Here is a 17,656-nt window from a genome sequence, read left to right on the forward strand (position 1 = left end):
GATTAACACTTATTTTAACCGGAATAGTGAACAAAATATAGATTATATTTTCGTATTTGCGCTATACACAAGGGTTTTGGCTTCTATTTCTCCACCCTTCCCTTCCATGAGGGAATGATTTATAATTATCTGAAATAAAACATATAAATGTGCAAATGTCTGTGTCGAAGACTTTGTTCAGAACGGGGAAAGGAAATCCACCTATGATTTATATTAAAGATCTGATGTCGGGTGTGAATATCTTCAAAGCGCTCAGTTCGGAAATCCGGATTCAGATCATCGAGCTGCTGGCCAAGAACCAAAGCCTTAATCTCAATGATCTCGCAACCAAGCTAGGACTGAGCAATGGTGCCATCACAATGCATATCAAGAAGCTTGAAGAGAGCGGATTGATCGAGATCAACACCGCCGTTGGCAAACATGGAATTCAGAAGATATGTTATCTCAATGAGGAAAAATTGATGGTTGATCTGCGTTCACAGGAGATTAACAATCGTTATGAGGTGGAAATTCAGGTCGGTCATTACAGCGATTATCAGGCTGCACCTACATGTGGTCTCGCTACCCGGGACAGCATTGTTGGAGAGTTCGACGATCCGCGTTACTTTGCTGATCCACTGCGAATTGATGCGGAGATGATCTGGCTGGCTGAAGGTTATCTGGAATATCGGATTCCCAACTATCTCAAGCCTAATCAGTCGTTTAGCGAAATTCAGTTGTCGATGGAACTGGGATCGGAGGCCCCTGGCTTTTGTGACAATTACCCTTCGGATATTTATTTCTACATTAACGGTATTGAGATTGGCTGCTGGACTAGTCCGGGGGATTTTGGCAATACACGCGGTACCTTCAACCCGGAATGGTGGCCTCCGCACTTGAATCAGTACGGCATGCTGAAGCTGATCCGGATTACACAGGAAGGCAGCTATATCGACGGATGCCGCATCTCGGACGTGACGTTGGACCAGATTGGGCTGGATTACAAAAGCGATATTCACTTCCGCATTGCGGTTACGGACGAACCTTTGAACAAACGGGGCTTAACGATCTTTGGTAAAAACTTCGGTAACTATGGACAGAATCTGCTCGCTCGGGTTCTCTATAACGTGCAAGAAGAGTAGAGCCGGCTCTGACTATTCACTCGATATTAAGCCTCGACCGATTTGCTAACGTAACTGTTCAACACAACAACAGCAACAACAATTTGTCTTCAAAAGGGTGCTATCCAGCACTCTTTTTTTCATCTCGCCTAAGAACTTATTCAACCAAGTTGAAACAAACATACTGGATGATATGACTTCCTATAGACCCTTTGTGATCCTCCATGTTGTTCACCATGTCGTGATATAATAATGGCCTGTAATGACAAAATGGAATAACGGGCGGGGATACCTTTTGAAATTGGAGCGATTAATCTCAATCATATACAAATTGCTGAACCACGAAGTATTGTCTGCTTCCACCTTGGCGGAAGAGTTTCAGGTGTCCCCAAGAACGATCTATCGGGATATTGATGTAATCTGTGCCGCCGGCTTCCCGGTCGTCTCCCATCAGGGACTCAAAGGCGGCTACGGCATGATGGACGGATACAAGATGGATAAAAGCTTGCTTGGTTCTTATGATGTGGATTCCCTGATCACGGTCCTGAGCAGTCTATCCACAGTATTCGAAGATGCACGTGCACAAGGCACGATTGAACGTCTGCAAACGATTGGACCGGAGCATCAAACCTCAAGCCTATCGGTGGATCTGGAGACACGCCGAACAGAACCTGATGCCCTTCCTCATCTGCGTAAAGGTATTACGGATCATCAGGTTGTCCGTTTTGACTACATCAATACAAAAAATGAACATACACCCCGCCATCTGGAACCGGTAAGACTTCATTTTAAATATCGTAATTGGTATGTTTATGGATTTTGCCAGACACGGCAGGATTATCGCGAGTTCCGACTGTCCCGGATGATGAACGTGCAACTGACATCGGAACACTTCCAACCCCACCTTGAGCTTCCCCAAGAGACAGTTGTGTCAGATCCGTCATGGCAAGATCAGGTTAGTGATGTGGTATTTCGGGTGAACCCGGAAGCGCTCGCGGAAGCCATGGATCATTTTCAACAGGCAGATAAGCAATTTCACGAGGATGGAAGTATGACGATGCGGATCCAGGTTCATCAACCGTTACAAGCCAGATGGCTCTGGTCGTTTCTGCTTAGTTTGGGAAGTGGTGCTGAGGTGCTTGAACCGATTGAATTACGAGGCATCCTGAAAGAACAACTTCAAAACGCACTTAAGCTCTATGAAGAAGTATGACACGCTGTTGTCATACTTCTTTTTTTATAATCATCTCAGTAAGTTAACCCAATCTATCGCGAAATTAAAGGAGACGATTATCAATGAATCATCCGGAGCAAATGTATAATTACCACGCATGGGCCACTCAAACCATCCTGGGCAGAATCAAGGAACTGCCCTCTTCCGTACTGAGTCAGGAAGTGAACAGTTCGTTTCCAACCATTGCTCACGCACTCAGCCATATCTACGCCGTAGATAAAATGTGGTACGAGGTATTGAATGGCACCGGTATGCCCGAGGCACTGCAAGCATGTATACCACTAAATAGTGAAATTCACGGTTCTGTGGATGAGTACATCAAACATTTTACCGACCTGTCGGCACAATACAGTGAGTGGTTACGAGGCCAAGCGGATCTGGAGCAAACCATTCTACTCGATAATCCATTTGCCGGCGTTCGCGAAACCAGCTTATCGGAAATCGTATTCCATGCTGTTAACCACGGCACCTATCATCGAGGCAATGTTTCTACCATGCTGCGTCAATTAGGGCATGCCTCCATCATGAATGACTATTCACTCTTTTGGTATCAGGAACAGGCTCAAGTATAGTTGACAATCGGATGGAAAATGTAAATTGTATCCCCGTGACGTCGAGAAATGAATTGAGAAATTGGTTGCAGACGCATGGAAAAGTTGAGAAATCTTGCTGGGTAATGATAAGCATAAAACCCGTGCCGAATACCCTGCTGTATTTGGACGTGGTTGAGGAGTCGCTGTGTTTTGGCTGGATCGATGGAGTCAAAAAGAAAATATCCGAGACTCAATTAGCACAGAGATTATCTCCTAGGAGTAAACGTAGCTCATGGACTGAATTGAACAAGGAACGTGTCCGTCGACTTGAAAAGTTGGGCTTCATGCATGACGAGGGTAGAGAGGTTCTTCCTGTTATGAAGCCAAATGCTTTCACTATTGATGGTGTGATCGAACAAAGGCTGAAAGAAGACCATCAGGTTTATGCAAATTTCATGGCCTTCCCTACCCTGTATCAAAACGTTCGGATCGATACGATCCAAAGTGTTAAGAATCAGCCAGCATTATTCCAGAGCAGACTGGATAAGTTCATAACCAACACAAAGGAAAATAAAATGTACGGTCAGTGGCATGACAACGGACGGCTTTTGGACTATTGAATTTTTCCCGAGACAGCAGACAGGACCTCCATATGAGGAGGCCCTGTTTTGGTGTCTTATATTCGGTCAGATATTAATGAGTCTGCCTGTATGTTTTGGGAGACTTGCCAAAGGCTTTCTTAAACTGACGGGTGAAATAATTACTGTCGTTAAATCCACATTCATACGAAATTTCCGTGATGGACATATTCCCGTTTTTCAACAAATGACACGCCTTCTCCAAACGCAACTTTTGCAGATAAGAGATCGGGGTCATCTGATAATAGGATCGAAAAATCCGATTCAGATGCCTTATTGAGATATTCGACTTCCCCGCAATATCCTCTAGCGACAATGGCTCCAGATAATGATCTTCGATAAATGAAATGGCATTTGCCAGATGCATCAGATTATTACCTTCGATCCCCTTCTCCTGCGTATCATATTGCCTCGACAAATAAACAACCATCTCCGTAAGACGTGAGATCAACATCGTCTGATACCCTTGCTGTTTACTCTGATACTCCTCAATCATGAACGATATCAGCGATTCTACATACTCCAGACTGGAAATGGATAAAGCCAATTTACTCGGAAAGGAGTGAATATTACGATAAAACGGTTCCAAAACAAACAGCGCCTGGAAGCCGTTAGATTTTCTCAGATCAGGCCCAGCCGAAGCAAGCATTTCGGGACTGAACATAATGTTACAGATCCTAAAATCATGAGGGTCTTTATACGCATGATGAGTGTCGCCATTAATCACAAATGCGTTCCCTTTTTTAATAAAAAATTCCTCGGTGTTCACCACATGGGTTGCATGACCACTCAGAACAATGACAAGTTCCGTAAAGTCCACATGATTATGAAGTTCCATGTCTTGGTCGTGTCCACCATACTGAATGAAAAATGGAAACTGCTGATCCGAAGTAAACCATCTCAAATATGCATTACTCAAAAGCATTCCCCTCCGCAGACCATGTTGGGTTGAATGTCTATATCATGCTATTCGAGGACCGAAAAATCAAGGTTGGAAATGATTAAAGACGATATAATTCCCCTTATAGCAAGGATACATTTCATACGTTCACGTTCAGATCCATATTAAACTCTCGAAATGAATAGGAGCATAATGATGAAATATACCAATCCGGTGATTCCGGGGTTTTATCCAGATCCAAGTATCTGCCGTGTAGATGAAGACTATTATCTGGTAACCAGTACCTTTGAATATTTCCCTGGTGTGCCCATCTTCCACAGCAAAGACCTTGTGAACTGGCGACAGATCGGCCATGTCCTCACAACCACTGAGCAACTCCCTTTAGCGAACGCAGGCAGCTCTGGCGGTATTTTTGCCCCAACACTCCGGTACCATGATGGTTGGTTCTATATGACAACAACCAATGTCAGCGGCGGCGGAAATTTTTATGTACGTAGTGCCCAGCCCGAGGGACCATGGTCTGCTCCGATTTTTGTTGATCAGGGCGGCATTGATCCCTCTTTTCTCTTCGATGAAGATGGACATGTGTATTTTCAAACGGCCTGTAACGGCGATGAAGGTGAGGGCATCTATCAATGCGAGATAGACATCACGACCGGAGCCAGACTAACCGATAGCCGATTGATCTGGACTGGAACCGGAGGAGCAGCCCCCGAAGCTCCCCACATGTATAAAATAAACGGCCTCTACTATCTGATGATCGCCGAAGGTGGAACCGAGTATGGTCATATGGAGACCATTGCTCGGAGCACAGAGCCATACGGTCCATTTGATCCGTGTCCTCATAATCCGATTCTGTCCAATCGGAGCATGAAATCCAGCATTCACGCAACCGGTCATGCAGACCTTGTCCAGATCCAGGATGGAAGCTGGTGGGCCGTATCTCTTGGCATTCGTCCAGCAGGTTACCCTATGCGGCACCATCTGGGACGCGAAACGTTCCTGGCACCTGTCACTTGGATGGACACCGGTTGGCCGATGATCGGTGTGGACGGACATATTGAGCAGGAGATGACTGGGCCTTTGTTGGCTGAGCACCCTTGGTCACCTCAGGCTATTCGGGATGATTTTGACGAACCATCATTAGGCATGAACTGGATCTTCTTACGTAATCCAGCTCCGGGTAGTTGGACGCTCACTGAAAATCCCGGGCAGATCATCCTCCGAGGTCATTCGGTTTCACTCGATGATGGACAAAATCCAGCCTTTGTCGGGCGTCGATTGAGCCATTTCTTATGCAATATGGCAACCGAGCTACGTTATGAGCCAAATGCGAGCGGTGAGGAAGCCGGATTAACCTTATTTATGAATGATAAATATCATTACGATTTGGCTGTAACACAGGTTGATGGGCAGAAGAAAATCATACTACGGCGAACCGTCGGCTCTCTGCGAACCGAGCAGGTGTTTGACTGTGACACGGGGCCGGTTGTATTACAAATCAAGGCTGACCGTAATCACTTCACGTTCCTCTACCAGCAAGGTTCATCCGATGCCATCGAAGTGGGTTCAGGGGAAACACATCTGTTATCTACCGAAGTGGCAAGTGGTTTCACAGGTGTGATGATCGCCATGTACGCTTATGCTCCATCGGGGGAGTGTACGCCTGCAAGTTACGATTGGTTTGACTATGAACCTCTGGACGAATAATCGTTTTAACTCCTATATTCAGTAATAGAAAAATATAATATATGATAAGCTAAAATTATCCCCTTAAAGTAGATACTCTTTGAAAAGCCTTGTGTGGTAGCATAAGGAAATGAGTGAACTTTGAGGGGATTTTGCTATAGCTATATCTTTATTACGGATTGCACTTGAATTTATAAAAGAACCATTGCTTTATTAGAGAAGTTCTCCTAGTATTTTTAGAAGGAACACCCCAGCAGTTCCCATCTTGGCAATAACTTCACTGCCCATATGAGAGCGCTATCGCTGCAGCACGAAAGAAAAACGGGAGGTTGCAGATATGAAATGGAATCACTTCAAGTCCAAGCTTCTGTTTAAGTACACCCTATCCTATATCTCCATTTTCCTTATCCCTCTTGTTATTTTAACCATCATTATTTATCACAACGCTGTGGACACGCTCCGTTCAGAGATCGAGCAGACCAATGTCAATCAGCTCACTCAAGCCAAAACTGTCATTGATGATCGCATGAAGGAACTACAAGACATCGCTTTTCGCATCGCCTACGATGAGCAGTTAACGCGGTATTGGACCCACCATCCGTACTATAGCCGGGAATCAATAAACGCATTGGTCAAATACAAAGCTACCAGTTCCATTATCGATGAGTTATTCCTGTTCTTCCGCGGAGATGATAACATCTATTCTTCTCAAGGTTCTGAGAACCTGGATGTATTCACTGGCCGCTACAAATTTACTACGTGGAACAAAACAGACATGATCCGGGATTTGAATAACGTACAGTCCCCCACGATACGTCCAGCGGAGCAGGTCGTCCAAGGAACCAGAATACCCAATTCCATGCTGGCCTACCTTGTACCGATTGCACCTAACAATACGCCCGCCCATGGAACCGTCATGTACCTGATTCACGAGTCCAATCTGACGGGCCTAATTGATTCCATCCTCAGCGACTATCACGGGATGACTTATATTTTCGATAATTTCGGGCAAGTACTGGCAGCCAATTACAAGGGAGAAATCATATCCGAACAGGAAGTTAACGCTCTGTTTGCTCTTGAACCCGGAACGCACAGCATCTCCTTAAATCAAGAACCACATTCGGTTGTATCCGTTAAATCGGATGCGGGTTGGACTTATGTGACCGCTATGCCGAGCAACCAATTTTTTAGCCGAATCGTTCATATTCGCACCTTTGTTGTTCTTGTTTTCTCCTTCATGGTGGTGATGGGCACGTTCCTCGCCATTATGTTGGCCCGAAGACATTACCATCCGATTTCAGACTTAATGGAGTTCATTCGGTTGAAAAATGATCCTGATCCATCCTCCACCACCAACGAGCTGGAATGGATTAAGAAAACACTGCATGATTATAGTCAGCGCGTAGATCTTCAGGAGCCCTATGCTCGCAATCATATTTTGCTCATGTTGCTGAAGCACGGTCACACCGGAGATTTCCCCTCTGAGTTTACGGATAAGCTTGGCATACGCTTTAACCGATCCCATTATTTTGTGATGACCATGGGCTGGGAAATGCATGCTTTTCCTATCGGTGATAACCCCGAGCAACCTACTGTCATGCAGCTGATGAACGATGTGGAGCTGCCGGAGTTGTCTGCATATGCTTACGGCGTGGAGCTGCCACAGGCAGACCAATTGGCCCTTATCGTGGGATTCGATGCCGAAATAGAGCATGAAGGTAGACTGAATGCTCGTATGGAGCCTATTGTTGAAAAACTGCAATGGATGGTGACAGAACACACCGGGGTCGCGCCCGCAATTGGGATAGGCAATCGGTACATTTATCCGAAACAGCTGAATCAGTCCTACATTGAGGCCTCGACCGCTCTGGAAGCATCGATGCTGCATGGACAGGGCAGCAGTACATACTTTAACAACCTTTCCGGTTCCGATGTACAGGATTCTTCCTTCTGGGTTCCTAAGGATGTGTTATTAAAGCTGGTTCAGAGCTTAAAACAAGGCAGCTATGATGTGGCGGTTCAGATGGTGTCAACTGCGTTGAATACCCTGAAATCCGAAATGCCGTCTGTACCGCTGCTGCGTTGCATCTGCTTTGATATTCTGAATACAATGCTCAAAACCGCTTCGGAGCTTGGAATTCATCATGTGGTTGATCAACTTCCAAGGATCACTTCCTACGACTCGTTGGAGGATTTGGAGAAAAAACTGACAGGTCTTGCCGCCGAAATCTGCGCCCATGTCGAGGCAAAGAGTGAAACGGAAGAAAGCTCCCTGATGGATGAAATTGTTGCTTATATCGATGCCAATTTCTCTGATTATGATCTCAGTCTGGGTACGATTTCATCGAAATTCACGATCTCTTCATCCTATTTCAGTCGTTCTTTCAAAGAAAAGATCGGCATGAACTTTACCCAATATATCTGGCAGAAACGGATGGATGAGGTCATTCGACTACTGCTGCATACTACCGATCCGTTAAAAGATATCATCACGCGTGTCGGTTACCTGGATACACCAAACTTCATCCGCAAATTCAAAAAAGAGACGGGTTATACCCCAGGGCAATACCGTAAAATGCACCGTCCCAACGGCTCCGCCGATTCCCCTGATGATGATGACGAGGAATGTATTGGATAAAGGGATACATTGTCTCTGTGAATGGTTACATCTCAAAACAGTAAACAATGTATATGAGAGCGAATAACCGTGCCTGATTCATTAGACCAAAATAACGCAAACAAGGGGCCGTCCTATACGCCATGCTCATGACGTATAGGACGGCCCCTTCGTATGTTTTTAGTCCTTAGACATAATCGATCCGTCGGCTTCGACGTGCTTATCCTATTTCCCAGCTGGAAGAACCTTCAGCCCTTGATGTACTGCACCCAGCAAACGGTGAGTTGGATCACAGCCGTACTCCCAGAACATGATCCCGGCCAGACCTTGATCCTTTACGTAATCACATTTGCATTGGATCGATTCTTCATCATCATACGATATTAAGCTGGACCCATTAAACAGAAACGGTGCACAGGCTTCTTCATCCCAATAACGAGTGTAACCATTCTTGTTAATGTACTTCGCTTCCAGCTCGGCAAATGATGGTCCATATCCGCCTGTACTACCGGCCATTTGATGGAGCCCGTAGTTTCCGTCAGGAACCTCAGTCCAGATCCGGGAATAGAACGCAGCTCCGATCACAATTTTCTCCTTCGGAACGCCTGCGCGAATAAACAGGTTCACGGAAGCATCCGTACTGATTCGAAACAGATCTCCGGTTGGCGTGTACAGATTCGTATGATGTCCAGTCAGGACTTGAAAACCGCCACGCATATCATAGGTCATCAACTGCACGTAGTCCAGGTACTGCTGCACCTTAGCCATCTCTGTACCATCAACGTAGTATTGATCAGCCCCTGCCGCAATGGTGAGCAGATAATGACGGCCATCCTCTTCTCCCTTGGCACTCAGTGCCTCCCGCATCGTCTTGAGAAGTAAAGTGAAATTCCGTTTATCATCAGGACTGGATGCGATACCTGCTTCACCATAACAAGGATACTCCCAGTCCAGATCAATCCCGTCAAATGGATATTCCTCCAGCACCCGGACCGCAGATGCAGCCATGCTGTCCCTCCCCGCCTGGGTTGAGGCGGCTTCGGAAAAACCGCCTACGCTCCATCCGCCTACAGACAACAGCACTGTAAGATTCGGATGCTCCCGCTTGATGTGCTGGATCACATGGCCGTTTTTTAAATGCTCGGTGGTGATTGCATCATTCTTGACATGTCCGAAGGCTACGTTCAGATGTGTTAACTTCAAGAGATCCTCATGTGCCATATCGGGGAGAACTGAATCAACAGCATAACCCGCAGCAATATATCTCGTCACTCTCTTCACTCCGATCCGTTCGATGATTGAGATATCGCAGCAGCAATCTGCAAGGCTCCCTTCCCGGTACCAATCTTGTACCCGGAAGCCAGATAACGAACTTGATGCTGAGTATCCAGCACAAACAGATGTGGATAACCCGCTTCATAAGCCGCAGGCTTCGAATTGAAGCCTGACAAGGAAGCATAACTGGAATCTCGTACAAAAACCGTGCGTACAGGCAGTTTTGGATAACCAGCAGGGTCAAAGGCAGCGTTCCATTCCATATCTCCGATCATGAGTACGATGGGTATACCCAGCTTATCCAGCGGCTCTGCCAGCTCACACAGCTCACGAATCAGATGTTTCGTCGGTTCCCGCTCCGGTTCAATCCAGGCAGCAATGGCACCCTCCGATCCCAGAAGTTCCTCCAGTTCTACCTCTGAACCATCCAGACGGGTCAGTATACTTCCTGGTGCCAGTTTACCCAGTACAGGAATATCAACCTCAGTCTCGCGATAAGACAATACAACATCAGTTGTATCTCCGGCGTTCACGGTAAAGTAAACGAATCGTACTTTTGCCGTTCCATCTTTCAGACGAATGCCTGTCGTTAAGCGATAAGCTCCTGCCTCAACCTCATATGGCTCACTGTAGACATCCGTACTGCCATAAGGATAAATCAGTGTTTTGTAGACGCCATCTTCCAGACGGGCAAACGTAAAGTTCTCGAAATAGGATGCTTCAGGTGTATCCTGTGAAGCTTTTATATCCCTATGAAGTTGGAGCATTCCCCAGCTTGTGCTCTTCTGAGTTTGAGGTAAGGCGAGACTAAACACTGCATCCTCCCAGCCTCTGTCACTTAGATACTGTGGTTTCTGTGCGCTCGGATGTAATCGGGCCGTAATACCCAAACTGCGACATACAGCCACAAACAAAATATCCAGCGACTGAGAGTCTCCCTTCATTAGACTAAACGTCCCTATCGGATTCCCTTTACCTTTTAGATTAGGAAGATCTTCATAGTATTCGTATTCCTGTTCCAGCATTTGGGCAAGCGTCGAAGGGTTCTTCCTAAATGCTGCTGCGTCGTCCGCCGAAAATGCATTCTGGAATACACCTCGATAAGGGACCAGCATCTCATAGGAGATCCGCGGACACAGGATGTATCTCACAAACGTATCTTCCGCCCATGATCCTTGCTGCGGGAGTGCACCAATCAGATGATCGTCCAGCGTCTGGCGAAGGGTATCAATTAAATCTTTTTCATTCATCGACTCCAGCAACCGGAGCGCCCACTCACCGTATGAATTGGAACGTTCCTTCAGGAAAGCTGCAATTTCACGGCTGTTCCCCCGTGCCTTGCGGAGAACATCCCATACACGAACCGAGGGCAATCCAATCTTTTTAGCCAGCGAGACAGCTTCCTCCTCACTCAGGAACGTGTCCTCATACTCACTCCGGGTCTGCGCTCCTTCCTCCAGCCGACGATTGTGAATCTGGATCTTCTCTTCCGGTAACACAATCACGGCCTCTCCCTCCCTTTCCGGAGGAGGAACCATATCGAAATCTACAATCCCTGTAGGCTGCTCTGATGAGTTCAGCACAAGCTCTATAACCTTGTTTTCCTGAGCCTTGAATAGGATCTCACTCCACTTGCCGCCGCTAACCGCACGAATCAAAAGGTCGCCACAGCCTGTCTTAAAGGTCGCTTCCCCTTGTGCATCCGTCCTAATCTCGGCAATTGGATAAAATTCAGCCGTATTGTACAGCTCAAAACGGACGCTCGCGCCGGGTACGGGCTCTCCCTGTTCATTTTTCACCTTCACATAGATGTTGCGTGTTGGCGCATAGTTCTCAAGCAGATTAATCTCCGTAAATCCCTTTTCGGAGAGCGTAATATCCTCTGGGCCGGGATAGTCGGCATAGATTCTCGTATTAATCAGCATGGCCCTGCGGGCTGGGGGGCTGAACCACCCTTGGTTCAGACGGGCTTCCGGCTCGCATGCCCCGATGTAATACCATTGACCATCTGCCCAGGCTTCTACCCAAGCATGGTTACTGTCACAGTGAGCCCAGCGCGGTGTGTAGACCTGACGGGCAGGTATACCGATGCTGCGAAGAGCGGCCACCGCCAGCGTGGATTCTTCGCCGCATCGACCACGAGCATTCCGTATCATCGTCAGCGGGGATATCGTGCGCAGATCGCTGCCTATATAGGTCGCTTTTTCATGACACCAGTAATTGGTCTCCAAAATGGCATCTGCCATGGATAAGTTCGTAGTCCGCTCGGCTAATTCGTCATACAATAAGCCGCGGTAATCTTCAATATTTTCCGTATTTATGCGATAAGGCAGTACAAAATGAAGGAACAAATGATCAGGAACGCGTTCTCCCCAAGGCACACGTTTGCGGGTGTCCAAAGCCCGGCGCACATGACTCAAGAACAAGTCCCCGTTATAATCAGCCATGTCGTTTACCGGCATATAGGCATAGACATACTTCAACGCCCAAGTCTCTTCTTGCGTTAGCTCCTGCTGAAAAATATGAAACAACTCCGTTTTGCGGGCCTCTGCAAAACGTACCTTCTCCTGGAACTTTTGCTCGATCCTCTCCAATGACTGTGCATCAAGGGAAAATACCAAGGTTTGGCTGGTCATCGCGTTATCACTCCTTCCACAGCTTTCCGTCTTCCCGAATACAGATCAAGGCCGTTCCGTCCAAAGACGGCGCAGTAATCTGGAACAGGCTGCGAGTCGTTTCAATAACAGGCTCACAGCTCCACGATTCCTCACCCATAAGCAGCTTCACATCTTGGGTAAATTCACCATGCTTTTCATAATAATTACGTTCACGGTAATAAAGCTTGCGAAGCTCCCATTTGATTCGTTCGTCTTCAGGCAATTCAAATGACTGATCCGTTCCGTCATCCGAGAATACAACATAACCCCATAACTCCGGGTAATGCATGTTGATAATGCCCATAGGTGACCACACCCAGTTGTCCTCGGGATAAGGTTTCTCCGTCTCTGGATTCAACACCTTGCGGTACTCATCGTCTTGCACTTCCGTCTGCCACTCCACACGCGAGAAGTTGACACGCCAGAACTCACCCGGCGCAGGTGGACGGTTTCCTTCGGCACATTCCTTTAGACTGGCCCAGGGAATCGCGACTTCCACGCACCATTTCCGGTTCTCTGCACCAGGTCTGTTCAGTTCCCCATCGATATATACGGCCGTCTTGAGACCGCTAATATCCCAACCGTTAACCGGAGGCCCACCATCCCGATACGGCTTCACTAATAACAGGTCCCATACCGTATTGAGCGCATTGATCTCGAACTCATAATATTGATGGGAATCCCCGTCGGGATCGATAAAAATCTCGAAGTCATTGTCATAAAAAATAACGGAATCACGCTCAGTCAAGGTAGCCCATATCTGATCTTCAATCAGCTCGGCAGCAAAATAGAAATAGTCGTCATCCCACAGCATTTTTACCCGCGTCTGTTTCTCAGGCTTTGGACGAAGATCACCTTCGATATCAACGAAATCATCTGTCCAATGGGCCGCATCCCAAAATGCCTTATCCACACGACCGTCTAACACCAACGGTTCCTGCGCACGCCTGCATATATAATGTTTGGGAGCAAACGCAATCCTGGGTTCTGGCACTCCACTTCTGTTCATGTCACTCTCTCCAATTCGTAAGGGAGGGCATGCATCTACCAGCACACGCCCTCCCCGTAATGGTTAGTTATGGGTGACAACGGCTCCAGAGCCGCCGTACATTTCCAGCTCCTCATTGAATTCGAGCTTAAGAACGGTCACTTGTTCATGCGTGTCCTCCGGGGTCATCTTGATCCACGTTGTCCCCGGGATATTGAACCAAGGCACGCCCCCATGAATCTCATGATTAAGCTCTTTGCCCGAATGCAGCACGGTAATTTTCTTGATCGGATTGCAGAGCCCCTTGATGCACACACTCTCTTTTGGATCGTCATACACAAACAGGTACAGCGTCTTTCGATCCTCGGATACGGTGCTTCCCCCCAGATAATAGCGAGGCATAATGCCTTCACCCGTTCCGAAGACGGCCTCTTCATGGGTTCGGATCCATGCTCCCAGTCCAAGCAGAATATCCTCCTGCCTCTGATCGATGGTGCCATCTTCACGCGGACCGATATCCAGCAACATATTACCACCCATGGAAATGCAGTCGCAGAACATTCGAATGATCTGATTCAGGGATTTATATTTATGATCGGTTGGCACATAACCCCATGATGTGTTAATCGTGGTGCAGAATTCCCAAGGTCCCTCCGGTCTTGTGATTGGAATGCCCTGCTCAGGCGTTTTGTAATCCCCGTAACCTTGAAGGCGGGAGTTGATGATGATATCCGGGTTAAAAGATTGCAGATAATGCTTGAACTCAGGCAGATTCCACTGCTCGGCACCCCGTTCCCAGTCCCCATCAAACCACAGCAGATCCACCTTTCCGTAATTTGTTAAAATCTCTCCCAGTTGATGGTTATTAAATTGCAGGAACTTCTGCCACTTTGCCTGATCCTGAACGCCGTCCACAGGACTTGAATGCCGGTTGACACTACTGAGATCCTCCGGTACTTTTCCACCTTCATACACGCTAGGATAATCCGGGTGTGACCAGTCAATGAGCGAGAAATACATCCCCAGATGAATGCCCTTTTCCCGAATCGCTTCCGCATATTCCTTCACAATGTCACGATTCGCTGGTGTCTGTTTGACAACATTGAGATCACTATATTGCGTATCCCATAACGCCACGCCATCATGATGCTTCGTTGTCAATACGGCATACCGGGCACCAGACTTCTCAATCAAGTCCGCCCACTTCTCAGCATTAAATTCCGATGCCGTAAAACCATCCAACTGTTTCATATATTCTTCATAGGATATCCTGCCATTATAGAAGGACCAGGATTCCGCAATCCCGTCCACCGCATAGATGCCATAGTGGATGAATATCCCCAGTTTGGCTTCTTCAAACCATTTCTGCATAACGCTCCACACCTCCCCCGAGAATTCTTATATGCGAAAAATTTAATGCAGCTAACATTATTGAAGCTAACTGCTGTCTTTTTGCATGGGATGTATCTCGATAGGCTTTATTGCCCCGAATTCCAGCGGTCATATGCCCCCTGATACAGTTCGATGATACGGTCACTGCCCATTTTCTTCATCTGTGCAATGTACTTATCCCAGTTCTCAAGTGGTTCCTGGCCGGTCACAAACTTCGCTTCCATCTGTTTAACGTACGTATCCAGATCAGACAATAGAGCGGTTGCTTCGCTTTGCTCTTCATTCGTCAAATAAACGTTAGGAAATGGTGCTTTTCCGATAGGTACCAACTTCTCTTGATTCTGCTGGTCAATCCACTCATCAAATTCGGTGCGTAGACCCTTAGCTACATCCGGATCATTAATACCCGGTGTCAAAATACCAAAGTTCGGCGTAATTTTACCCCGGTATTCCTCGCGATCACCGCCGCCAGGAACAGGGAGCCACTCTTTAACGTGATTTTCCTTGTCTTTGAATTTCCACAGCACACCTTCCGGACCTTGATTGAACAGTGTCGCACCTTCATAGCTGTATAAGTAATCGATCCATCGCATTGTCGCCTCGGGTGACGGGTTGCTGCTTGTAATAGCAAAGGTACCGCGAGCCGACATGCCCGGATGTTTGCCGTATACCGGAGAGTCTGCCACATCGCTCTTCACGGGTGTCATCAGCGGATGATCCGTGCTAGGTTCACCACCAAGCGTGAAGTATGGATGGTAATCGTTAAACAGTGCAAGTTTGTTGCTTTCACCTTTTGCTTTTTTCTGATCACCTGTTTGAGAGAAGGTCTCATGATCCAGCAAGTCTTCCTTCCACAAGCGGTTCATGAATGTAAGATAACCTTTGTAACCTTCTTCTTGATAAGGATAGTGAACTTTACCGTCCTTATCGGAATAGATGCCTTCGTTGTACATTCCCCAGAAGCCGAAGAAAAACATGCGAAGATCATCCAGTTTCACAGAAGTAAGCGGAATTTCATCTTGCTGGCCATTGCCATTAGGATCTTCTTCTTTTACACGCTTGAGATACGTATACAATTCTTCCGTAGTCTTGGGCTCTTCTACGTTAAGTGCCTTCAAGAATTCCCCGTTGTACCACATTGGGCCTCTATACCACACGGCGGCTTTATCAATGAATGGGAGTGCATACATATGCCCATCAGGTGTTGTAAATGATTTGCGGACATCCGGGTTCTCATCGAGTATCTTTTTGATATTTGGGGCGTAACCTTCGTCAATGTATTTTTCCAACGGGATCAGGATGCCCTGGCTGCCATAAGTCACCTGCTCGGCAGGCTTGAGGTCCGCAGCATAGAACATATCCGGTAAGTCTCCACTCGCGAAAACCAGATTTTTTTTCGTTTCAAAGCTATCGATCGGTGAGAGCTGGTATTCCAGCTTGATGCCCGACAGTTTCTCCATTTCTTGCAGCACAGGCATCGTGCTCCAGTCGGCTACGCCCGCATCCTGGGACATAACCTTCAACGTTAGCGTTTTGTCTACAATGGGGAAACCTTCCTTTTTGACCCCCTCTACTTTGGAGGTCGTGCTTCCGTCTTCATTGGTTGAACCACAAGCTGCAAGCAATGTTGCGAATAAGGTGAGACAGAGTGTAATGGATGAAGCCTTGCGAAGCTTTTTCATAACAGCAACTCCCCTTGTTTAATGTGGTATATGGATTAAGATCATCCCTTAACGGAACCGATCATAACACCCTGTACAAAGTAACGCTGGAGGAATGGATACACCGCAATGACCGGTAGGGTGGCAACAATAATGACAGCATATTTGACCAGTGCAGCAATCTCCGCTTTGGTATTCATCGCCGTTGCTGAAGACGTATCGATAGCGCCTCCCCCCTGTGCCGCCATTTCCTGAAGCACCAGAATCTGGCGCAGAAAGAGCTGCAGCGGGTACTTGGAAGAATCATTCAGATAGATCATGGCACTAAAATAGCTGTTCCAGTGTCCGACTCCATAGAAGAGCGCCATCACTGCAATGATTGGCATGGAAAGCGGGAGCACAATCTTGATGAACAACCGGGTGTTGGTACACCCATCAATATGCGCCGCTTCCTGTAACTCCTTGGGAATGGTTGATTGGAAGAACGTCCGGCATACGATAATATTCCAGATGGATGCAGCCCCGGGCAGAATAAGTGCCCACATGCTGTTCACCATACCAAGATCCTTGACCAGCAGGTAACTTGGGACAAGCCCTCCGCCAAAGAACATCGTTACCATAAACATCGCCATGAAGAATCCGCGTCCCACAAAGTCCGAGCGGCTGAGCGCATAGGCTGCGGGTAGTGTAACAATCAGGTTAACGATGGTGCCTACAACGGTATAGATAATCGTATTTTTGTACCCAATCCAGATGTTGGTGTTCTCAAACACCCGGGCGTAACCTTCAAACGTAATCCCTTTTGGAAGCAGCCACATCTCACCGGAGGCTACATATTTGGGATCACTGATTGAAGCACTGATGATGTATAACAGTGGATACAGCACAATGACGAGCGCTACCGTCAGATAGATGTAATTGCACAATAAGAACAATTTATCACTTCTGCTTTCTTTCACAGCGGATGACAT

Annotated in this window: 13 protein-coding genes; 6 read left to right on the top strand and 7 right to left on the bottom strand. The window is 47.1% G+C overall.

Annotated features, from left to right (window positions below; all coding sequences use genetic code 11):
• The first annotated feature begins 203 nt into the window (after nt 1–203).
• From BLS69_RS17785 to BLS69_RS17800, 4 genes are all read left to right on the top strand, one after another.
• On the top strand, nt 204–1,121 hold the full coding sequence (locus tag BLS69_RS17785; protein WP_091033990.1) for an ArsR/SmtB family transcription factor: 918 nt from the start codon (nt 204–206) through the stop codon (nt 1,119–1,121).
• Nucleotides 1,122–1,395: 274 nt separating this feature from the next.
• Complete coding sequence (locus BLS69_RS17790) at nt 1,396–2,313, top strand: helix-turn-helix transcriptional regulator (RefSeq protein WP_091033993.1); 918 nt, start codon at nt 1,396–1,398, stop codon at nt 2,311–2,313.
• Nucleotides 2,314–2,396: 83 nt separating this feature from the next.
• Nucleotides 2,397–2,906 (top strand): DinB family protein, encoded by a 510-nt coding sequence (locus BLS69_RS17795; protein ID WP_091033996.1) that lies wholly within the window; start codon nt 2,397–2,399, stop codon nt 2,904–2,906.
• Between the two features lie 11 nt (nt 2,907–2,917).
• The gene (locus tag BLS69_RS17800; protein ID WP_091034000.1) at nt 2,918–3,487 is read left to right on the top strand and encodes a YdeI/OmpD-associated family protein; all 570 of its coding nucleotides are present in this window, start codon (nt 2,918–2,920) and stop codon (nt 3,485–3,487) included.
• 73 nt (nt 3,488–3,560) lie between these two features.
• Here BLS69_RS17800 and BLS69_RS17805 read toward each other — a convergent pair whose 3' ends face one another.
• Entirely contained in the window at nt 3,561–4,424 is an 864-nt protein-coding gene (locus tag BLS69_RS17805) for a helix-turn-helix domain-containing protein (protein ID WP_091034003.1), read from the bottom strand.
• Nucleotides 4,425–4,601: 177 nt separating this feature from the next.
• Between BLS69_RS17805 and BLS69_RS17810 the strand changes: the two genes are divergently transcribed.
• A complete protein-coding gene (locus BLS69_RS17810) occupies nt 4,602–6,116 on the top strand; it encodes a glycoside hydrolase family 43 protein (protein WP_091034005.1) in 1,515 nt (504 codons plus the stop codon).
• 316 nt (nt 6,117–6,432) lie between these two features.
• Nucleotides 6,433–8,733 (top strand): helix-turn-helix domain-containing protein, encoded by a 2,301-nt coding sequence (locus tag BLS69_RS17815; RefSeq protein ID WP_091034008.1) that lies wholly within the window; start codon nt 6,433–6,435, stop codon nt 8,731–8,733.
• A gap of 204 nt (nt 8,734–8,937) precedes the next feature.
• Here BLS69_RS17815 and BLS69_RS17820 read toward each other — a convergent pair whose 3' ends face one another.
• The 6 genes from BLS69_RS17820 to BLS69_RS17845 all read right to left on the bottom strand — a co-directional run bounded on the left by BLS69_RS17820 (nt 8,938) and on the right by BLS69_RS17845 (nt 17,656).
• Nucleotides 8,938–9,984 carry a glycoside hydrolase family 18 protein gene (locus BLS69_RS17820; protein WP_091034011.1) on the bottom strand — a complete coding sequence of 349 codons (1,047 nt, stop codon included), beginning with the start codon at nt 9,982–9,984 and terminating at the stop codon, nt 8,938–8,940.
• Nucleotides 9,985–9,989: 5 nt separating this feature from the next.
• The gene (locus BLS69_RS17825; RefSeq protein WP_091034013.1) at nt 9,990–12,623 is read right to left on the bottom strand and encodes a transglutaminase domain-containing protein; all 2,634 of its coding nucleotides are present in this window, start codon (nt 12,621–12,623) and stop codon (nt 9,990–9,992) included.
• Between the two features lie 7 nt (nt 12,624–12,630).
• The gene (locus BLS69_RS17830; protein ID WP_091034016.1) at nt 12,631–13,653 is read right to left on the bottom strand and encodes a carbohydrate-binding family 9-like protein; all 1,023 of its coding nucleotides are present in this window, start codon (nt 13,651–13,653) and stop codon (nt 12,631–12,633) included.
• A 63-nt stretch (nt 13,654–13,716) separates the two neighbouring features.
• On the bottom strand, nt 13,717–15,003 hold the full coding sequence (locus BLS69_RS17835) for an alpha-L-fucosidase (RefSeq protein WP_091034019.1): 1,287 nt from the start codon (nt 15,001–15,003) through the stop codon (nt 13,717–13,719).
• A gap of 107 nt (nt 15,004–15,110) precedes the next feature.
• A complete protein-coding gene (locus BLS69_RS17840) occupies nt 15,111–16,706 on the bottom strand; it encodes an extracellular solute-binding protein (RefSeq protein WP_091034022.1) in 1,596 nt (531 codons plus the stop codon).
• Nucleotides 16,707–16,747: 41 nt separating this feature from the next.
• Entirely contained in the window at nt 16,748–17,656 is a 909-nt protein-coding gene (locus BLS69_RS17845) for a carbohydrate ABC transporter permease (protein WP_036668765.1), read from the bottom strand.

It is taken from the genome of Paenibacillus sp. CF095 (assembly GCF_900101225.1).
In the GTDB taxonomy this organism is placed as follows: Bacteria; Bacillota; Bacilli; order Paenibacillales; family Paenibacillaceae; genus Paenibacillus.